This is a genomic window from Janthinobacterium sp. GW458P, from assembly GCF_002127585.1.
In the GTDB taxonomy this organism is placed as follows: Bacteria; Pseudomonadota; Gammaproteobacteria; order Burkholderiales; family Burkholderiaceae_D; genus Janthinobacterium.
Genome location: NZ_NEGZ01000005.1, coordinates 62,902 through 78,304 on the forward strand (window position 1 = coordinate 62,902; position 15,403 = coordinate 78,304).

13 protein-coding genes are annotated in these 15,403 nt (G+C 62.8%); 7 read left to right on the forward strand and 6 right to left on the reverse strand.

Translation table 11 applies throughout. From position 1 onward, the window contains the following. Window positions 1-16: 16 nt before the first annotated feature. Together CBW50_RS05885 and CBW50_RS05890 are read right to left on the reverse strand one after the other, a co-directional pair. Window positions 17-1,039, reverse strand: coding sequence for an ABC transporter substrate-binding protein (locus CBW50_RS05885; protein ID WP_226936406.1), 1,023 nt, complete (start codon window positions 1,037-1,039; stop codon window positions 17-19). 57 nt (window positions 1,040-1,096) lie between these two features. Further along, window positions 1,097-2,200, reverse strand: coding sequence for a porin (locus CBW50_RS05890; RefSeq protein ID WP_086144672.1), 1,104 nt, complete (start codon window positions 2,198-2,200; stop codon window positions 1,097-1,099). 239 nt (window positions 2,201-2,439) lie between these two features. Between CBW50_RS05890 and CBW50_RS05895 the strand changes: the two genes are divergently transcribed. Continuing rightward, complete coding sequence (locus tag CBW50_RS05895) at window positions 2,440-3,357, forward strand: LysR family transcriptional regulator (protein WP_086144673.1); 918 nt, start codon at window positions 2,440-2,442, stop codon at window positions 3,355-3,357. An 86-nt stretch (window positions 3,358-3,443) separates the two neighbouring features. Here CBW50_RS05895 and rsmA read toward each other — a convergent pair whose 3' ends face one another. From rsmA to CBW50_RS05915, 4 genes are all read right to left on the reverse strand, one after another. Further along, entirely contained in the window at window positions 3,444-4,223 is a 780-nt protein-coding gene (gene rsmA / locus CBW50_RS05900; RefSeq protein WP_086144674.1) for a 16S rRNA (adenine(1518)-N(6)/adenine(1519)-N(6))-dimethyltransferase RsmA, read from the reverse strand. 51 nt (window positions 4,224-4,274) lie between these two features. Then, the gene (pdxA, locus tag CBW50_RS05905) at window positions 4,275-5,324 is read right to left on the reverse strand and encodes a 4-hydroxythreonine-4-phosphate dehydrogenase PdxA (RefSeq protein ID WP_086144675.1); all 1,050 of its coding nucleotides are present in this window, start codon (window positions 5,322-5,324) and stop codon (window positions 4,275-4,277) included. A 19-nt stretch (window positions 5,325-5,343) separates the two neighbouring features. Then, window positions 5,344-6,720, reverse strand: coding sequence for a peptidylprolyl isomerase (locus CBW50_RS05910; RefSeq protein WP_226936402.1), 1,377 nt, complete (start codon window positions 6,718-6,720; stop codon window positions 5,344-5,346). Window positions 6,721-6,823: 103 nt separating this feature from the next. Continuing rightward, a complete protein-coding gene (locus CBW50_RS05915) occupies window positions 6,824-9,061 on the reverse strand; it encodes an LPS-assembly protein LptD (RefSeq protein ID WP_086144677.1) in 2,238 nt (745 codons plus the stop codon). Window positions 9,062-9,732: 671 nt separating this feature from the next. Between CBW50_RS05915 and CBW50_RS30275 the strand changes: the two genes are divergently transcribed. The 6 genes from CBW50_RS30275 (at window position 9,733) to CBW50_RS05940 (ending at window position 15,373) form a co-directional block, all read left to right on the forward strand. Beyond that, on the forward strand, window positions 9,733-9,885 hold the full coding sequence (locus CBW50_RS30275; protein ID WP_367301821.1) for an HNH endonuclease: 153 nt from the start codon (window positions 9,733-9,735) through the stop codon (window positions 9,883-9,885). A gap of 89 nt (window positions 9,886-9,974) precedes the next feature. Continuing rightward, window positions 9,975-11,042 carry a phosphotransferase gene (locus CBW50_RS05920; RefSeq protein ID WP_086144678.1) on the forward strand — a complete coding sequence of 356 codons (1,068 nt, stop codon included), beginning with the start codon at window positions 9,975-9,977 and terminating at the stop codon, window positions 11,040-11,042. Between the two features lie 62 nt (window positions 11,043-11,104). Further along, a complete protein-coding gene (murU, locus tag CBW50_RS05925; protein ID WP_086144679.1) occupies window positions 11,105-11,833 on the forward strand; it encodes an N-acetylmuramate alpha-1-phosphate uridylyltransferase MurU in 729 nt (242 codons plus the stop codon). Further along, window positions 11,833-13,155: an aminopeptidase P N-terminal domain-containing protein gene (locus CBW50_RS05930; protein WP_172404691.1), complete on the forward strand. Its 1,323-nt coding sequence runs from the start codon at window positions 11,833-11,835 to the stop codon at window positions 13,153-13,155. Before murU ends, CBW50_RS05930 begins: the two co-directional genes overlap by 1 nt. A gap of 9 nt (window positions 13,156-13,164) precedes the next feature. Beyond that, window positions 13,165-14,307 (forward strand): UbiH/UbiF/VisC/COQ6 family ubiquinone biosynthesis hydroxylase, encoded by a 1,143-nt coding sequence (locus tag CBW50_RS05935; RefSeq protein ID WP_086144681.1) that lies wholly within the window; start codon window positions 13,165-13,167, stop codon window positions 14,305-14,307. A 115-nt stretch (window positions 14,308-14,422) separates the two neighbouring features. Then, complete coding sequence (locus CBW50_RS05940; protein WP_086144682.1) at window positions 14,423-15,373, forward strand: sensor domain-containing diguanylate cyclase; 951 nt, start codon at window positions 14,423-14,425, stop codon at window positions 15,371-15,373. The last annotated feature ends 30 nt before the right edge of the window (window positions 15,374-15,403 follow it).

Consider the following 15,403-nt stretch of genomic DNA (forward strand, 5'->3'; position numbering starts at 1 on the left):
TCTCTCCTCGTCACCACTATTTGCTCATGGCCTTGTTCCACTGCGTCATCCAGTTGCTGCGCTGTTTGATGATGGTTTCCGGCTTGACGAATTTCAGCGAGTTGATCTGGTCAGGGCCGTAGGTGTTGAATTGCGCGGCCGCCACGGACAGGCGCACGTCCTTGTTGACGGGCGAGTCGACCAGGTTGGTCGCCAGCTGCGTCTGCACTTCCTTGGACAGCCAGAAATCCATCAGCTGGTACGCCAGGTCCGCATTCTTCGAGCCGGCGACGATGCCCATCACGTTCATGCCGGCCGCCTGGCCTTCGGCCGGGATGCTCCATTTCAGGGGCAGACCCGTCTTGAGCATTTGCGACCACGTAAAACGCGCCACGGGCGCGGCCCAGATTTCATCCTGGGCGAACAGGGCGGCCAGCTGCGCGCTGTTTTTCGAGAACGTGACGACGCTGCCCTTCATGCCGACGATCTTGGCAAAGCCGGCGGCATAGTCATCCGTCTTGCCGCCCCAGGCCGCATCGGCCATGCGCAGCATCAAGGGGCCCTGCGTGGTGCTCACGTCGGGGAAGGCCACGCGGCCCTTCAGTTCGGGGCGCCACAGGTCCTTCCAGGACGTCAGCGGGGCGATCTTGTCGCTGCGGTACACCAGGCCCACGGAATACAGGGTGTAGCCGACGGCGAAGTTGCCGCCGATGGGGTTTTTCGCCACGTCATACAGGGCCTTGTAATTGCTCAGTTTGGAGTAATCCATGGGCTGGATCACGCCCGTCTGTGCCGCTTCCAGCATGCCGGAATCGGACAGCAGCACCAGGTCGATGACCGGGTTCTTGGCGTGTACCACCAGCTTGGCGATGCGGTCAGCATTATTTCCCGTTTCCACCTTGATATCGCAACCGCATTTGGCCTTGAACGGCTCGTACACATACTTCATGAACAGGGGCTGGGCAATCGGATAGGCCGAAATGACCAGCTCGCGTTTTTCCGCGTGGGCGGCGTTGGCCAGCAAGCCTAGGCTCAAAGCCAGCATGAGGTGCTTTTTCAAGATGCTTCCTTTCAGGGGGCGGCGCTGCGGGACAGCGCCTGTAAAGATGAATCAGAATCAGAAATAATGTCGCATGCCGACGATCAGCACGCTTTGCGTCTTGCCGCCGGACGCGCCGAAGCCGAACACGCGGGCGAACGTCGCATCGCCGGCCGCCTTCTGGTAGCTCCAGGTGACGGCGACGTCGGTGCGCTTGGACAGGAAGTAATCGGCCTGGAAGTTGACCTGATGCCATTTCGGCGTCTTGTTGATCACGTCATATTTTCCGGTGGTATAGAAATACGACGCGCCCAGGTTCAGCGCTTCCGTCAGCTTGTGGTTCACGTTCAGATCCACGTTTTGCAGGGTCAGATTGCTTTGGTCCAGGTAGTGGTAGCGCACGTTGGTGTACAGCGCGCCAAACTTGGTCCTGCCCACATTATAAAAGCCTCCCGTGCCGGCGATGGCCTGGCTGTCCACGCCGGCGCCCTTGACGGCGCTCTTGTTAAAGATCAACAGGGAGCTGCCATAGTCGTTGCCGATGGCGCCATTCGGCGCATCGGGGCTGTTCGGGTGGTCCATCTTGGTGTAGGCGACGGCCCAGCTGAAGGCATCGACCTTGTAGCCGGCGCCCATGCTGTAGACGCGGTTGCGCTTGGAGTCCGCCGGGTTTTCGCTGAAGCCATACAGGCCCGTGAACGACAGGTTGCTGATGTTCGGGCTGACGTACTTGACGGCATTTTGCACGCGCAAGTTGTTATAGCCATTGTCGTTGTCGCCGATGTGCACGCCGTTACTGGCGATGACCACCGGGCCCAGCAGGTCCTTGACGGCTTCGTACTGGCGGCCCAGGGTCAGGGTGCCCTTGTCGTTGCTGGACAGGCCCACATACGACTGGCGGCCGAACAGGCGGCCGCTTTGCGAGGCCGTGCCCGTCATCACGTTAAAACCGTTTTCCAGCACGAAGACGGCCTTGTTGCCGTCGCCCAGGTCTTCCTGGCCGCGGAAGCCGATGCGGGGATTCTGGTTGGTGCCGCTCAGCGCATGCGTGCGGCTGCCGTTACCCTCGTCCGAGACATAGCCGATACCGGCCGACAGCAAGCCATACACTTGCACGCTGCTTTGCGCCTGCGCCGCGCCCTGCGCCGCCAGCAAGCCACCCACCACCATCGTTCCAGTCATCCATTTATTCATCGCCGCCACCCTAAAAAAGAATACACCCTGAGTTTTTTGGAATTATTGTTATTGCCTGCGTCCCTTGCATGCTGGCTGCCGCGTGTGCCGGCGCCCCATGGCAAGCGCTTCTCCGAAAATTGTTGCTTTCAAGACAAGTAAAGACCAGTCCAGAATATGGTAAATTGCGGGATAAGAAAATTTGTTTATTTTTATAAATCCATTATTTTTTCTGATAAGCAAAGCGCATGCATGAACTGAGCAAGAAGATTTCCTTACGACATTTACAAGCGTTTGCCACCCTAGCCCGGGTAAACAGCTTCAGCAAGGCGGCGCAGGAGCTGTGCGTGACCCAGCCGGCCCTCAGCGCATCGATCAAGCTGCTGGAAAATCAACTGGGAAAAAAGTTGTTTAACCGCACAACGCACCAGCTGGAGCTGACGCGCGAAGGCAAGCTGGCGCTCGACTACACCACGCATTTATTGAATACGGCGAGCAATACCTTTGCCGATATCCAGCGCGCCATCGGCAGCGGCCGGCACCGCATCCGCATCGGCGCGATACCGTCGGCGATGGCCATGACAGCGGCCGTGGTGGCGCGCTACAGCGAACAGCATGGCGATGAAGTGGAAATCGTCCTGTCGGACATGCCCAACGACGGCTTGCTGCACGCGCTGCATTCGGGACAGCTGGATTTTTGCGTGGGTATCGAGGTGCCCGGTTCCGTCTCGCTGGAGAGCGTCGGCCTGTTCGAGGATGAGCTGGTGCTGGTGACGGCGGGACGCCATGCGCTGGCGTCGCTGAAGGAAGTGCGCTGGGAACAGCTGGCGGGCCAGGAAATCGTCGTATTTACCAAGGGCAGCATCTGGGAATTCGCCTCGAATGCGCTGCGCCAGCATGGCTTGAGCCCGTCGAGCCTGTACCAGATGATACACAGCGAGTCGCTGTATGGCGTGGTGCGCGCCGGCATTGCCGTGGGCATCATGCCCAGCCTCTACACGACCTTCCTCAACGACGAGGATCTGCACGTGGCCCCCCTGCGCCATCCCACATGCAAGCGCAAGATCGCCCTGATGCGGCGCAATGAGATCAGCCGCAACCACCATGTGGACGACTGTTTTTCAGCATTGCGGCAGGATTTACAGCAGGTCGACCAGTGGTTTTGATTGTCACCGCCGGGGCCAGCCCCCCACTCACGTCGACGCCTGCTCAGGCGCTGGTGGTGGAGAGGGTCTGACCCCAGCCTTGGCGATTACTGCGGTGCTTTGAGCAGATTCGCCAAGGCAACATACTGCTCCAGTCCCACGGTTTCCGGACGCAGGGTCGGGTCGATGCCCGCCGCCTTGATCTGCTCTTCCGTAAACATGCCGGCCAGGCAGTTGCGGATCACCTTGCGGCGCTGCGAAAACGCCTTCATGACGACCGCTTCCAGGGTTTCCTGGTCGCACGCCAGGCGTTCGGCCACGGGGATCATGCGCACGATGGCCGATTCCACCTTCGGCGGCGGATCAAACGCCGTCGGCGGCACGATGAACATCAAGGTCATGTCGTAGCGCCACTGCAGCATCACGGACAGGCGGCCATACGCCTTGCTGCCCGGCTCGGCCACCATGCGCTCGACGACTTCCTTCTGCAACATGAAATGCTGGTCCTGCACCCGCGGCGCAAAATCCGCCAGGTGGAACAGCAGCGGGCTGGAAATGTTGTACGGCAAGTTGCCCACGATGCGCAGCTTCTGGCCGGCCGGCACGGGGATTTGCGCGAAATCAAACTTCAGCGCATCGCCCGAATGGATCGTCAGCTTGGCAGGGTTGAAGGTCTTTTCCAGGCGCACGATCAGGTCGCGGTCCAGCTCGACCACGTGCATCTGCTTCAGGTGACGCAGCAGCTGCTCCGTCATGGCGCCCAGGCCGGGGCCGATCTCGACCATGGCGTCGTCCGCCTGCGGCGCGATGGCGGCCGTGATGTCGTCGAGGACGAAGCGGTCATGCAGGAAGTTCTGGCCAAAACGTTTGCGGGCAACGTGTTTCATATTCTGTTTTTCTATTCTAGAGGCGGTGTAGCGGGGKAAGACCGGTGGATATCAGGCGCGGCGGCTGGCGCGCAGCATGTGCAGCGCCGTTTGCAGGGCCTGCTCCATGCTGTGGCAATCGGCCAGGCCCAGTCCTTGCGCGGCCAGGTCCAGCGCCGTGCCGTGGTCGACCGAGGTGCGGATCAGCGGCAAGCCCAGGGTGACATTGATGCCGCGCCCGAAGGTCGCGTATTTCAGCACGGGCAAGCCCTGGTCGTGGTACATGGCCAGCACGCAGTCGGCGTCGGCCAGGTACTTGTGCTGGAACAAGGTGTCGGCCGGGTACGGGCCGCGCGCATCGATGCCGCGCGCTTGCGCGGCTGCAATCGCCGGGGCGATGACGTCGATTTCCTCGCGCCCCAGATAGCCGCCCTCGCCCGCATGCGGGTTCAGGCCGGTCACGAGGATGCGCGGCGCGGCGATGCCGAATTTCTGTTGCAGATCAAGCTGGAGGATATCGAGCGTGACGGCCAGGCTGTCCATCGTGATGGCAGCGGACACGTCCTTCAATGGCAGGTGCGTGGTGGCCAGCGCCACGCGCAGGGTCGGCTCGCCATGGCCAGGTTCGCCGGCCAGCATCATGACCACTTGCGGCGTGCCGGTCTTTTCCGCCAGGTATTCCGTGTGGCCGGAAAAGGCCACGCCCGCATCGTTGATGGTGCTTTTTTGCAAGGGCGCCGTGACCATGGCGCCGAACCAGCCGGCCGCGATGCCTTCCACGGCCGCATCCAGGGTGGCCAGCACGGCGCGGCCATTTTCCTTGTCGAGCACGCCAGGGATGACATTGTTGACGGTAGGAATGTCGATCACGGCCAGGCGGCCGGGGCCGAACTGGGGCAAGCCGCTGTTGCGCACGGCTTGCAGCGACAGCGCCGCCAGGCGGATCTCCGGATCGATCAGGCTGGCCGTCATGGCCAGGAAGGCGGCGTCGCCCAGCAGGATGCAGTTGACTTCATTGCGCATGGCCCAGGCGGCGCGTATGGAGATTTCCGGGCCGACACCGGCCGGTTCGCCGCAGGTGATGGCGATGGCCGGGCGGCGTGCAAGGGGCAAGTTACTCATGCGCAATTAATCAGCAGCATTACTGGTCGTCCGCGCGGAATTCGACGTAGGCACGGTCGCGCACTTCACGCGCCCAGTTCTCCGTCGCCTCTTCCAGTTTGCGTTCGCGCAAGGCGTTGCGCGCGGCATTGCGCTGCTTCTCTTTCGAGACGTCGTCGCTCTTGCGCTCCAGCACTTCGATCAGATGGAAACCGAAGCTCGATTCGATCGGCTGGCTCACTTCGCCCGGTTTCAGCGCATTCATGGCCGTCTCGAATTCCGGCACGGTGTCGCCCGGATACAGCCAGCCCAGGTCGCCGCCCTTGGCCGCCGAACCGTCGTTCGAGAACAAACGGGCCAGGTCTTCGAACTTGGCGGCCTTGTTGTCGAGACGCTCTTTCAATTCCAGCAATTTACGCTTGGCTTCGGCGGCCGACAGGGTCGGCGTCACTTTCAGCAGGATGTGGCGGGCATGCGTCTGCTGCACGGCGGCCACGGCCTGCGCCTCGGCCGCGCTGCGGCGGTCCACCAGTTTCAGGATATGGAAGCCGGTGTTGCTCTTGATGATGGGCGTGATCTGGCCCGGTTTCAGCTTGAGCAGCTGCTCGGTGAACAGGGGCGGCAGGCGGTCGCTCTGGCGCCAGCCGATATCGCCGCCGCTCAGCGCATCGCTGGCGTCGGAATAGGTGGCGGCCATCTTGGCGAAATCGGCGCCCGTGCGCAGCTGGCGGCTGACTTCTTCGGCGCGCGCGCGGCGGGCGGCGATCTGTTCCGGGCTGGAGTTTTCCGGGATACGCACGAGAATTTGCGCCAGGTTCAGTTCCACCTGTTCGCTGGCCGCCGCTTTTTCCGCGTCGAGGAAATTGTCCACTTCGGAATCCGAAATCTGGATCTTGGCGTCGACTTCATGTTCGCGCAGGCGCTGCATGATGATCTCATCGCGAATTTCTTCACGGAAAGTTGCAAACGGCGTACCTTCTTTTTCCATCTGGTTGCGCAGGTCTTGCACTGTCATTTTTTGCTGTTCCGCAATACGGGCAATCGCGCGGTCCAGGGTCAGGTCATCCACGCGCACGCCCATTTCCTTGGCCAGCTGCATTTGCGCGCGCTCAACGATCATGCGTTCGAGCAATTGACGGCGCAGGTCGGCAGGATCGGGCAGCGGGATGTTCTGCGCCTTCATGCGCTGCTCCACGCTCTTGATGCGGGCCGCCACTTCATTGCGCGTGATCACATCGTCATTGACGACGACGGCGATGGAGTCGATGGTCTTGCCGCTGCTCGACGCTGGCGGCGTGAAACCCTTGACGGCGGGAGCGGCGGCAGGCGCAGGCGCGGCCTGTTGCGCCCAGACACTACTGGTCGCGGCGCCGGAAATGGCGCACAACAAAACCGTTGCAATTTTGAGTTGGTGCATACTGGCATTACGCATAATGTGTAGAGCGCTCATGAGTTCAGGTGAATAAAAAAACCGGTTTGCGCCAGCGCCGGGGACACCGGCGGCGGCAACGACGACTATCTTAACGGAGTGGCTGGCTCAATGCCTGATAACCAGGGATGGTTTTTGTAAAAGTTTCCAGGCCGTTCGCGCCCAGTCCCAGGCCATTCGACAAGCCTGTCAGCTCCAACTGGAAGAAAATCGGCGTCGATGCATCTCTGGTCGACGTCACGAAACGCTGTGCGCCCATGCGGAATACCCAGCAATCGCCCTTGTATTCCAGGCCGATCAGGCTATCGACCAGGCGCCGGTCCAGCAGCGAGTAACTGATGCGGCCCACGCCATACAGGCGGTCCGTCAGCGGCCATTGCGTCGACACTTCCGCATAGCGCATGCTGCCGCGCTGGAAACGATTGCTGATATTCAATACTTTCTTCGGGCCGGGCTGATATTGCAGCGTGTAGTTATAGCTCATCAACTGGCGGTCGCTGGGATTGTACTGCACCAGGCTGTCGACGGTCCAAGTCTCGGACACGCGGCCCGTGGCCGCCAGCAGGATATCCGAACGCGACTGGTTGACCGGCGTCGTCGACTTGAGCTGCACGCGCTGGTCGGCAAAATAGAAGCGCTGGCCAAACGTCAGGCGCATGCGCTCGGCGCCATCGGGCTGCAGGAAGCGCGAGACGACGGCCGCCGTGACCTGGTTGGCATCGCCGATGCGGTCGCTGCCGACGAAGCGGTTTTCCGTGAAGATCTGCGTCAGGTTGAAGGTGCCGTTGTCCGTGTCGAAGGTCGGGAACTGCGACTGGTCGCGGTATGGCGTGTAGACGTAGAACAGGCGCGGCTCCAGCGTCTGCGTGCCGCCCTTGGCGCCGAACAGGTTCGTGTCGCGCTCGAACACCAGGCCGCTGTCGACCGAGAAGGTCGGCACGGCGCGCGTCAGCGAGGTATTCGGAAACTGCGCCTTGGTCGTGGCGTTGTTGTCGAGCTGGTATGCGCTGGCGTTCAGCATCAGCTTGGGCGTGATGAAATAGCCAGGGTGGATAATCGGAAAACTCACCTGCGGCACGGCCACCAGGCGCGAACCCTGCACCAGGGTCGGATGCACGAAACGCGTCGCTTCCGCGTCGAACGTCCAGTCGAAACCACCCCAGACGTCATATTTGCCGGCGTGGAAATTCACCGCTGGCAAACGGTCATACGGGCGCGGCACGATCACGCTGGGGTCGGGATCCTGCAGCACCTGGTAATTCTGCACGCGCGCCGTCAGGCTCCAGTCCTCGGTACGGTAGTCGGTACGCAATTCACGCAGCAACTGGCGCTCGGTGGCGGAAGCCACGTTTTTCGAAAAATCGTTCGGATAATTATTGTCGGACGCGTCGCGCACATCCCAGCCATAGGTCCAGCCCGTGGCCAAGGCCTGCTCGTGCTTGGACTTGATCAGATAGCGGTTGGTCTTGGTCTGTTTGTCGTTGGGCAAGAATTCGAACGACGTTTCGCCACTGTAAAAGCCGGCGTCCGTCTCGCCCATGTAACGGCCCGTGGCGCCCAGCTGGATGCCGCGCCGCTGTATGTATTTCGGGTACAGCGTCAGGTCGCGGTTCGGCGCGATATTCACGTAATACGGTACCGTCAGCTCAAAGCCATTCTTCGAGGCAAAGCCCGGCGTGGGCGCCAGCCAGCCCGAACGGCGCGCGCCCGACAGCGAAAACGAGATGCCGGGGGTGCCAAGAATGGGCACGCCCTTGAAATAAATGATGGTCTTGCTGCCCGTGCCCACATCGCGCCCCGTATCGAGGTTCAGGGTGCTCGACTTCAGGTACCAGTCCGGGTTCGGTCCTTCGCAGGTACTGTAGGTACCGTCGATGACGTTGGCTTCGTCGGGATTGATGAAGTCGACGCGCTCGGCCTTGCCCTGGCCGTGGCCCACTTCAAAGCGGTAGGTAGGATTGAGCAGGAAGCCCTTGCCCGTTTCCATGTTCAGCTTCAGCACGTCGCCCGTGTAGTAGTCGCCGAAACGCCACATCTTGATATGGCCGTCCGCATCGAATTCATCTTCAACTTGTTTGTAACAAGCTGTGTCGGAGGTCATTTTTGTGGTTTTTCCGCGCTCAATCACGACATTCCTGTCGAGATTGAGCTCGCGTTCCGGCCTGCCATGCATGCTTTCCGCCGTCATGACGGTGGGCGCGTCCGGATCCTCCGCATGCACGGGGCGTGGCGCCTTCTGGGCGTGAACAGGCACCGTCGTGGCGGCGACGAGCGCGCTGATGGCGAAAGCCCAGCGCTGCGAAGGGGGGGAGGCCGAAAACCAGCTCATGAATTGGAAGGGGCAAGCACCATTGACAGGCGATTTTTTGATTTGAATCCCTTATTATATGGGAATCTGTGCGACACGCCTGAAAGCTCAGGTAGCTGTCTCCGCTCGCAACGTGGCAGCAAGGGCTGGCGGCGCAGGAACTGCACCGGCAAATCACCGGGATCGCAGCGATAAAACCGTCAGGAACGCTCCCGCAGTCGCTATGGTCGGCAGCACAGGCGCGCTGCGAATCGGCGCCCTGCCAGGCTTGCAGCCTCGCCGCACCAGCGGCGACCAGCTATTTCCTTGCCGGCTTTGTTCCATGAGCGCCGCGCCTGTAGTTGATTTGCAAAGCGTGTCAATATTTTACATTTATTTGCAATTTTTCACATTTCAACCATGCCCTGCAGGGTTCACGATTTGTCCCGGCCCGAGCCAGGACACCCGCGGCATCCGGCGTCATCCTGGCCATGCGGGGCTGCTCGCCGGAACGGCGGGCCGAAGTTCGGCATGAAGGCAAGCGCTGGCAGTCTTGCCGGATGGGAACTGTACGGCCCCCCTTCGGCGGAACGCCTGGTGAAAAAAAACAGGGCTTGCCGGCGCGAGCGGGCCAGGCGCCATGGCGAGCAGCGCAACTTGTGCGCTGCGTGTCAATCCACGATGAAATGCAAGCCCGACGGTGTGGCCAGCACATGGAACAGCGTGTCGCCGGTGGTTCCGACACCCTTGGAAATCGCGTATTATTGCACCCAAATTGCCATACAAATGTGCACGCAGACGATTTACAGGTTGCGAAGCCGGTCCCCGTACAGGGACTTTTATCATGCTTGAGCCGTGTGCGGTGATATTCACGCGCACGGTTCTTGGGGGAAGAGCTTCCAGCAATGGGGACTCCTGCCCTGCGCACCATCAACCCGATTCCACAGGCCGCTTAATGTCACTCTCCCCCAATTCCCCTGCCGCGCCGGCCTCCGCCGACGCCCGCCTGACCCTGTTGAAAGCCTGGCTGGCCCCGCTGAACCTCGTTTCACCCGATTCCGCCCGCCCCGCCTCCAGCGACGCCAGCTTCCGCCGCTACTACCGCCTTGATGTGCTGCCAGGCAATACAACCTTGCCAGGAAGCACACTGATTGCCATGGATGCGCCGCCCGAACGCGAAAACGTGCCCGCCTTCATCAAGGTGGCCGGCTTGCTGAAGGGGGCAGGCGTGTCCGTGCCCGAGATCATCGCGCAAGACGTGGATAACGGCTTCCTGCTGATCTCCGACCTGGGCACGACCACTTATCTTGACGCCCTGAACCACGACAACGCCAGCGTGCTGTATGCCGAAGCGCTGGAATCGCTGATGAAAATCCAGCTGGCCAGCGCCCCCGACGTGCTGCCCGAGTTCGACCGCGCCTTCATCCTGCGCGAAATGAATTTGTTCCCGGAATGGTTCATCGGCAAGCACCTGGGCGCCACCCTGACGGATGTGCAACAAGCCCAGCTGGACAAGGTCTTCGATGCCATCACGGCCAATATCCTGTCGCAACAACAGGTATTCATGCACCGCGACTACCATTCGCGCAATTTGATGCACATCAACGATGGTTCCATCCCCAATCCCGGCATCCTCGATTTCCAGGACGCCGTCTTCGGCCCCGTCACCTACGACATCGCCTCGCTGCTGCGCGACGCGTATATCCAGTGGGACGAAGAGCTGGTGCTGGACTGGGTGATCCGCTACTGGCAGCGCGCCAAACAGCTGGGCTTGCCGGTGAATCCCGACATCGACGCCTTCTACCGTGATTTCGAATTCACGGCCCTGCAGCGCCACCTGAAAATCCTCGGCCTGTTCTCGCGCCTGAATTACCGCGATGGCAAGGATCTGTACATGGGCGACCTGCCGACCGTGCTCGATTACGTGCGCAAGACAGCCAACCGCTACACGGAACTCAAGCCGCTGGTGCGTTTGCTCGATGCATTGGAGAATAAAACGCCCCAGGTCGGTTATACCTTCTAGGCGCTTTCCCGCTGCGCGGCCTGTCCGCGCAGCCGACTTACCGATACTGAAAACGACTACCCATGAAAGCCATGATCTTTGCCGCAGGCCGCGGTGAACGGATGCGTCCGCTCACCGACACCTGCCCCAAACCGCTGCTGAAAGTGCGCGGCCGTCCGCTGATCGTCTGGCATGTGCTGAACCTGGTGCGCGCCGGCATCACGGACATCGTCATCAACCATTCCCACCTGGGCCATCTGATCGAGGAAACCCTGGGCGACGGCAGCGCGTATGGCGCGCGCATCGCGTACTCGCCGGAAACGACGCCGCTGGAAACGGCGGGCGGCATCGCCCAGGCCCGCCATTTGCTGGGAGAGGAACCGTTCCTCGCCATTTCCGGCGACATCTATTGTCCGTATTTTGATTTTACGCAAGTACTCGACGTGCTGGCCGACAAGGATGTGCTGGGCACGCCGTATCCGGCCGACCAGCGCGACATCGCCTGGACTTACCTGGTACCCAATCCCGATTTCCACCCGCGGGGCGACTTCGGCCTGACCTTGTTCTCGATCAACAATACGGACGACACCAAATGGACCTTCGCCAATATCGGCGTCTACCGTCCTGAAATGTTCGATGGCATCCAACCGGGCAGCCACGCCAGGCTGGGCGACCTGCTGCGCAAGTATGCGGACCAGGGCCGCGTGGGCGGCGAAGTCTACCCGGGAGAGTGGACCAACGTGGGCACGCCGCAGCAGCTCGACGCGCTCAACGGCGTCGCCGGCACCAGCCCGAAGGCGCCAGCGCCATGATGGCCAACTACGCGGCACGGCGCGCGGCGCTGCTGGCGCAGATGCTGCCGGGCAGCGTGGCCTTCCTCGCCACGGCGCCCGAAGTGCCGCGCAACAGCGATTGCGACTATCCGTATCGCCACGACAGCTACTTTTACTACCTGAGCGGCTTTACGGAACCCGACAGCGCGCTGGCCCTCGTGGCCGCCAGCGCCACGGCGCCCGCGCGCGCCATCCTGTTCTGCCGCGCCAAGAACACGGAACGCGAAATCTGGGACGGCTTTCGCCATGGTCCCGAGGCGGCGCGCGCCACGTTCGGCTTCGACGCCGCCTTTCCCATCGAGGAGCGCGACGTGGAAATGGCGCGCCTGCTGGCCGATGCGCCTGCCCTGTATTACCCGCTGGGCGGCAGCCTCGACGCGCAAGTCAGGGTCTGGCTGCACGGCGTGCGGCAAAAGGCCCGCAGCGGCGTCACGGCACCCGCGATGGCGGTTGACCTCAACGGCATGCTCGACGCCATGCGCCTGCTGAAAGACCCGCAAGAGCAAAGCCTGATGCGCCGCGCGGCGGCCATTTCCAGCGCCGCCCACGCGCGCGCCATGCGCGCCACGCGGCCCGGCATGCATGAATATGCGCTGGAAGCGGAGCTGCTGTACGAATTTCGCCGCAACGGCGCGCAATTTCCCGCCTATTCCTCCATCGTGGCCGGCGGCGGCAACGCCTGCATCCTGCATTACAGCGCCAACAATGCGGCATTAAAAGACGGCGAGCTGGTATTGATCGACGCCGGCTGCGAACTTGATGGCTACGCCTCCGACATCACGCGCACCTTTCCCGTCAATGGCCGCTTCAGCGGCCCGCAGCGGGCGCTGTATGAACTGGTGCTGGCGGCGCAACAGGCGGCGCTGGACGTGGTGCGTCCCGGCTTGCCGCACAGCGCCATCCACGAGGCAGCCGTGCAGGTGCTGGCGCAGGGCATGCTGGACTTGAAACTGCTGGATCCGCAAAAATGCGGCAGCGTGCAGGACGTCATCGCCGACAAGGGCTACGCGCCGTTCTACATGCACGGCACCAGCCACTGGCTGGGCATGGACGTGCACGACGTGGGTGCCTACCGCGACACGACCGCCCCCGGCAAGCCGTGGTGCGCTTTGGCACCGGGCATGGTGCTGACGGTGGAGCCGGGCATTTACGTGCGCCCCGGCGCCGGCGTGCCGGAACAGTTCTGGCACACCGGCATCCGCATCGAAGATGATGTGCTGGTCACGCCGCAAGGCCATGAAGTCTTCAGCACGGCGCCCAGAAGCGTCGCTGAAATCGAACAACTGATGACACAGGATTAACGCCGCCGCATGCATACACCGTCCACTTTCGATCTCGCCATCTGCGGCGCCGGCCCCGTCGGCATGGCGCTGGCCGCCCTGCTGGTGCAGCGCGGCAGCCGCGCCGCCGGCATCGCCCTGCTCGACGCCAAGTCCATCGAACAGGCCAAACGCGACCCGCGCACCATCGCCCTGTCGTATGGCAGCCGCCAGATTCTGGAGGAAGCTGGCGCCTGGCCCGTCGAGGCGACGCCCATCCACGCCATCCACGTCTCGCGCCGCGGCCGTTTCGGGCGCAGCCTGATGGACCGCAGCGAGCATGGCGTCGAAGCCCTGGGCTATGTGGCCCGCTATGGCGCCGTGGTCGGCGCGCTGGCCGAGGTATGCGGGCGCCTCGGCGTGGCCACCGTGCGCCCGGCCCTGGTGACTGCCAGCGCCGAAGATGGCGATGGCGTCAGCGTGCAGATCGAACAGGACGGCGCCGTTTCCAGCCTGCGCGCGCAATTGCTGGTACAGGCCGAGGGCGGCCTGTTCGGCCAGCAGCAGGAGCGCGCCGTCAGCCGCGACTATGGCCAAAGCGCCATCATCGCCCACGTGCATGTCAGCGCGCCCATCGCCCACCGCGCCTTTGAGCGCTTCACCGACGAGGGTCCGCTGGCCCTGCTGCCGCAGGACGACGGCTACGCGCTGGTCTGGTGCGTGCCGCCCACGCGCGCCGAACAATTGCTGGCGCTCGACGACGCCGCCTTCCTGGCGCGCCTGGGCGCGGCCTTCGGCAGCCGCCTGGGACGTTTTATCCGCACGTCGGCGCGCCTGGCCTATCCGCTGGGCCTGAACGCGCAGGCGGGCGGCACGGCGCGCACGGTCGCCATCGGCAATGCGGCGCAAACCCTGCATCCGGTGGCCGGACAAGGCCTGAACCTGGGCTTGCGCGACGCCGCCGTGCTGGCCCGCGTACTGGCGCAGGACAGCAGCCCGGCCGGCCTGGAACGCTATGCCAGCCTGCGCCAGGCCGACCGCGGACTGACCGTGCGCGTCACCGACACCATGGCGCGCATTTTTACGGGCAGCGCGCCCACGCAAGGCTTGCTGGGCCTGTCGCTGGGCTTGCTCGACGCCGTCAGCCCGGCGCGCAAAAGCCTGGCGGAACTGATGATGTACGGCCGCCGCTGAACCTTATCAATAAAGAAAGAGCACGGGCGAAAAAGAAACAGGCAGCATCTCCGGCATGGAGTAAACGGCCCGCGGATGCGACAATGACTGTCACCTGGATTCTGGCGACCGTTCCATGACAGACGCATTGCCCGCAGCACCGCCTGCCGCTCTTCCCGAAATACTCTTTTCCCGCCTGCTGGAAGACGCCCTCGACGCCGTCATCATCATCGACGAGCAGTGCCGCATCCGCTACATCAATGGCGCCATGCAGGCGCTGTCGGGCTATGCCAGCGGAGAACTGCTGGGCCAGACCCTGAATGGCCTGCTGCCAGACGCCGTCGGCGCGCAGCACGACAACCATGTGATCAATTACATCCGCAGCTCGCGCACCTCCAGCGTGCTGGGAAAAATACGCGAATTCGCCATCCGCCACCGCGACACACAGATGATCCCCATCGAAATGAAGGCGCTGGACCTGGGCGTGGTGGACGGCATGCGCTATTTCGGCGCCTTTTTGCTCGACGTGCGCGAACGGCGCGAACTGGCGGCCAAGAACGCCAGCCTGCTGGCACAGCTGGAACAGCAGGCGCTGTACGATGCCCTCACTTCGCTGCCGAACCGGCGCGCCTACGAGGCCCAGGCCGAGCAGGCCATGGCGCGCGCGGCGCGCAGCGGCGCCGCGCTGACGGTGGGCGTGGCCGACCTTGACCATTTCAAGAAAATCAACGACCGCCATGGGCACGCCGTGGGCGACGCCGTGCTGCGCAACGTGGCGCAAGTGCTGCGCGATACGGGCCGCGTCACCGACGTGGCGGCGCGCATGGGCGGCGAGGAATTCGGCCTGCTGTTCCCCGACGCGACCTTGCAGCAGGCGCAGCTGGTGGCCGAGCGCATCCGCGCGGCCGTGGCGGCGGCCGTCACCGTGCTGCCGGACGGTTCCGCGCTGCATGTCACCATCAGCATCGGCCTGGCGCCGCTGGCGCGAGGCGCCAGCATGGATGCGGCCATGTCGGAAGCCGACAAGGCCCTGTACGTGGCCAAGCACCAGGGCCGCAACCAGGTCATGGCCAGCGCCGCCGAATAAAAACAGCCCGCGCAAAGGCGGGCCGTCCGG

What these genes read in the sequence shown, in the direction of transcription:
- CBW50_RS05890 (WP_086144672.1), bottom strand. Translation starts at nt 2,200, where the DNA reads ATGACTGGAACGATGGTGGTGGGTGGCTTGCTGGCGGCGCAGGGCGCG.
- CBW50_RS05895 (WP_086144673.1), top strand. Translation starts at nt 2,440, where the DNA reads ATGCATGAACTGAGCAAGAAGATTTCCTTACGACATTTACAAGCGTTT.
- rsmA (WP_086144674.1), bottom strand. Translation starts at nt 4,223, where the DNA reads ATGAAACACGTTGCCCGCAAACGTTTTGGCCAGAACTTCCTGCATGAC.
- pdxA (WP_086144675.1), bottom strand. Translation starts at nt 5,324, where the DNA reads ATGAGTAACTTGCCCCTTGCACGCCGCCCGGCCATCGCCATCACCTGC.
- CBW50_RS05910 (WP_226936402.1), bottom strand. Translation starts at nt 6,720, where the DNA reads ATGCACCAACTCAAAATTGCAACGGTTTTGTTGTGCGCCATTTCCGGC.
- CBW50_RS05915 (WP_086144677.1), bottom strand. Translation starts at nt 9,061, where the DNA reads ATGAGCTGGTTTTCGGCCTCCCCCCCTTCGCAGCGCTGGGCTTTCGCC.
- CBW50_RS30275 (WP_367301821.1), top strand. Translation starts at nt 9,733, where the DNA reads ATGGAACAGCGTGTCGCCGGTGGTTCCGACACCCTTGGAAATCGCGTA.
- CBW50_RS05920 (WP_086144678.1), top strand. Translation starts at nt 9,975, where the DNA reads ATGTCACTCTCCCCCAATTCCCCTGCCGCGCCGGCCTCCGCCGACGCC.
- murU (WP_086144679.1), top strand. Translation starts at nt 11,105, where the DNA reads ATGAAAGCCATGATCTTTGCCGCAGGCCGCGGTGAACGGATGCGTCCG.
- CBW50_RS05930 (WP_172404691.1), top strand. Translation starts at nt 11,833, where the DNA reads ATGGCCAACTACGCGGCACGGCGCGCGGCGCTGCTGGCGCAGATGCTG.
- CBW50_RS05935 (WP_086144681.1), top strand. Translation starts at nt 13,165, where the DNA reads ATGCATACACCGTCCACTTTCGATCTCGCCATCTGCGGCGCCGGCCCC.
- CBW50_RS05940 (WP_086144682.1), top strand. Translation starts at nt 14,423, where the DNA reads ATGACAGACGCATTGCCCGCAGCACCGCCTGCCGCTCTTCCCGAAATA.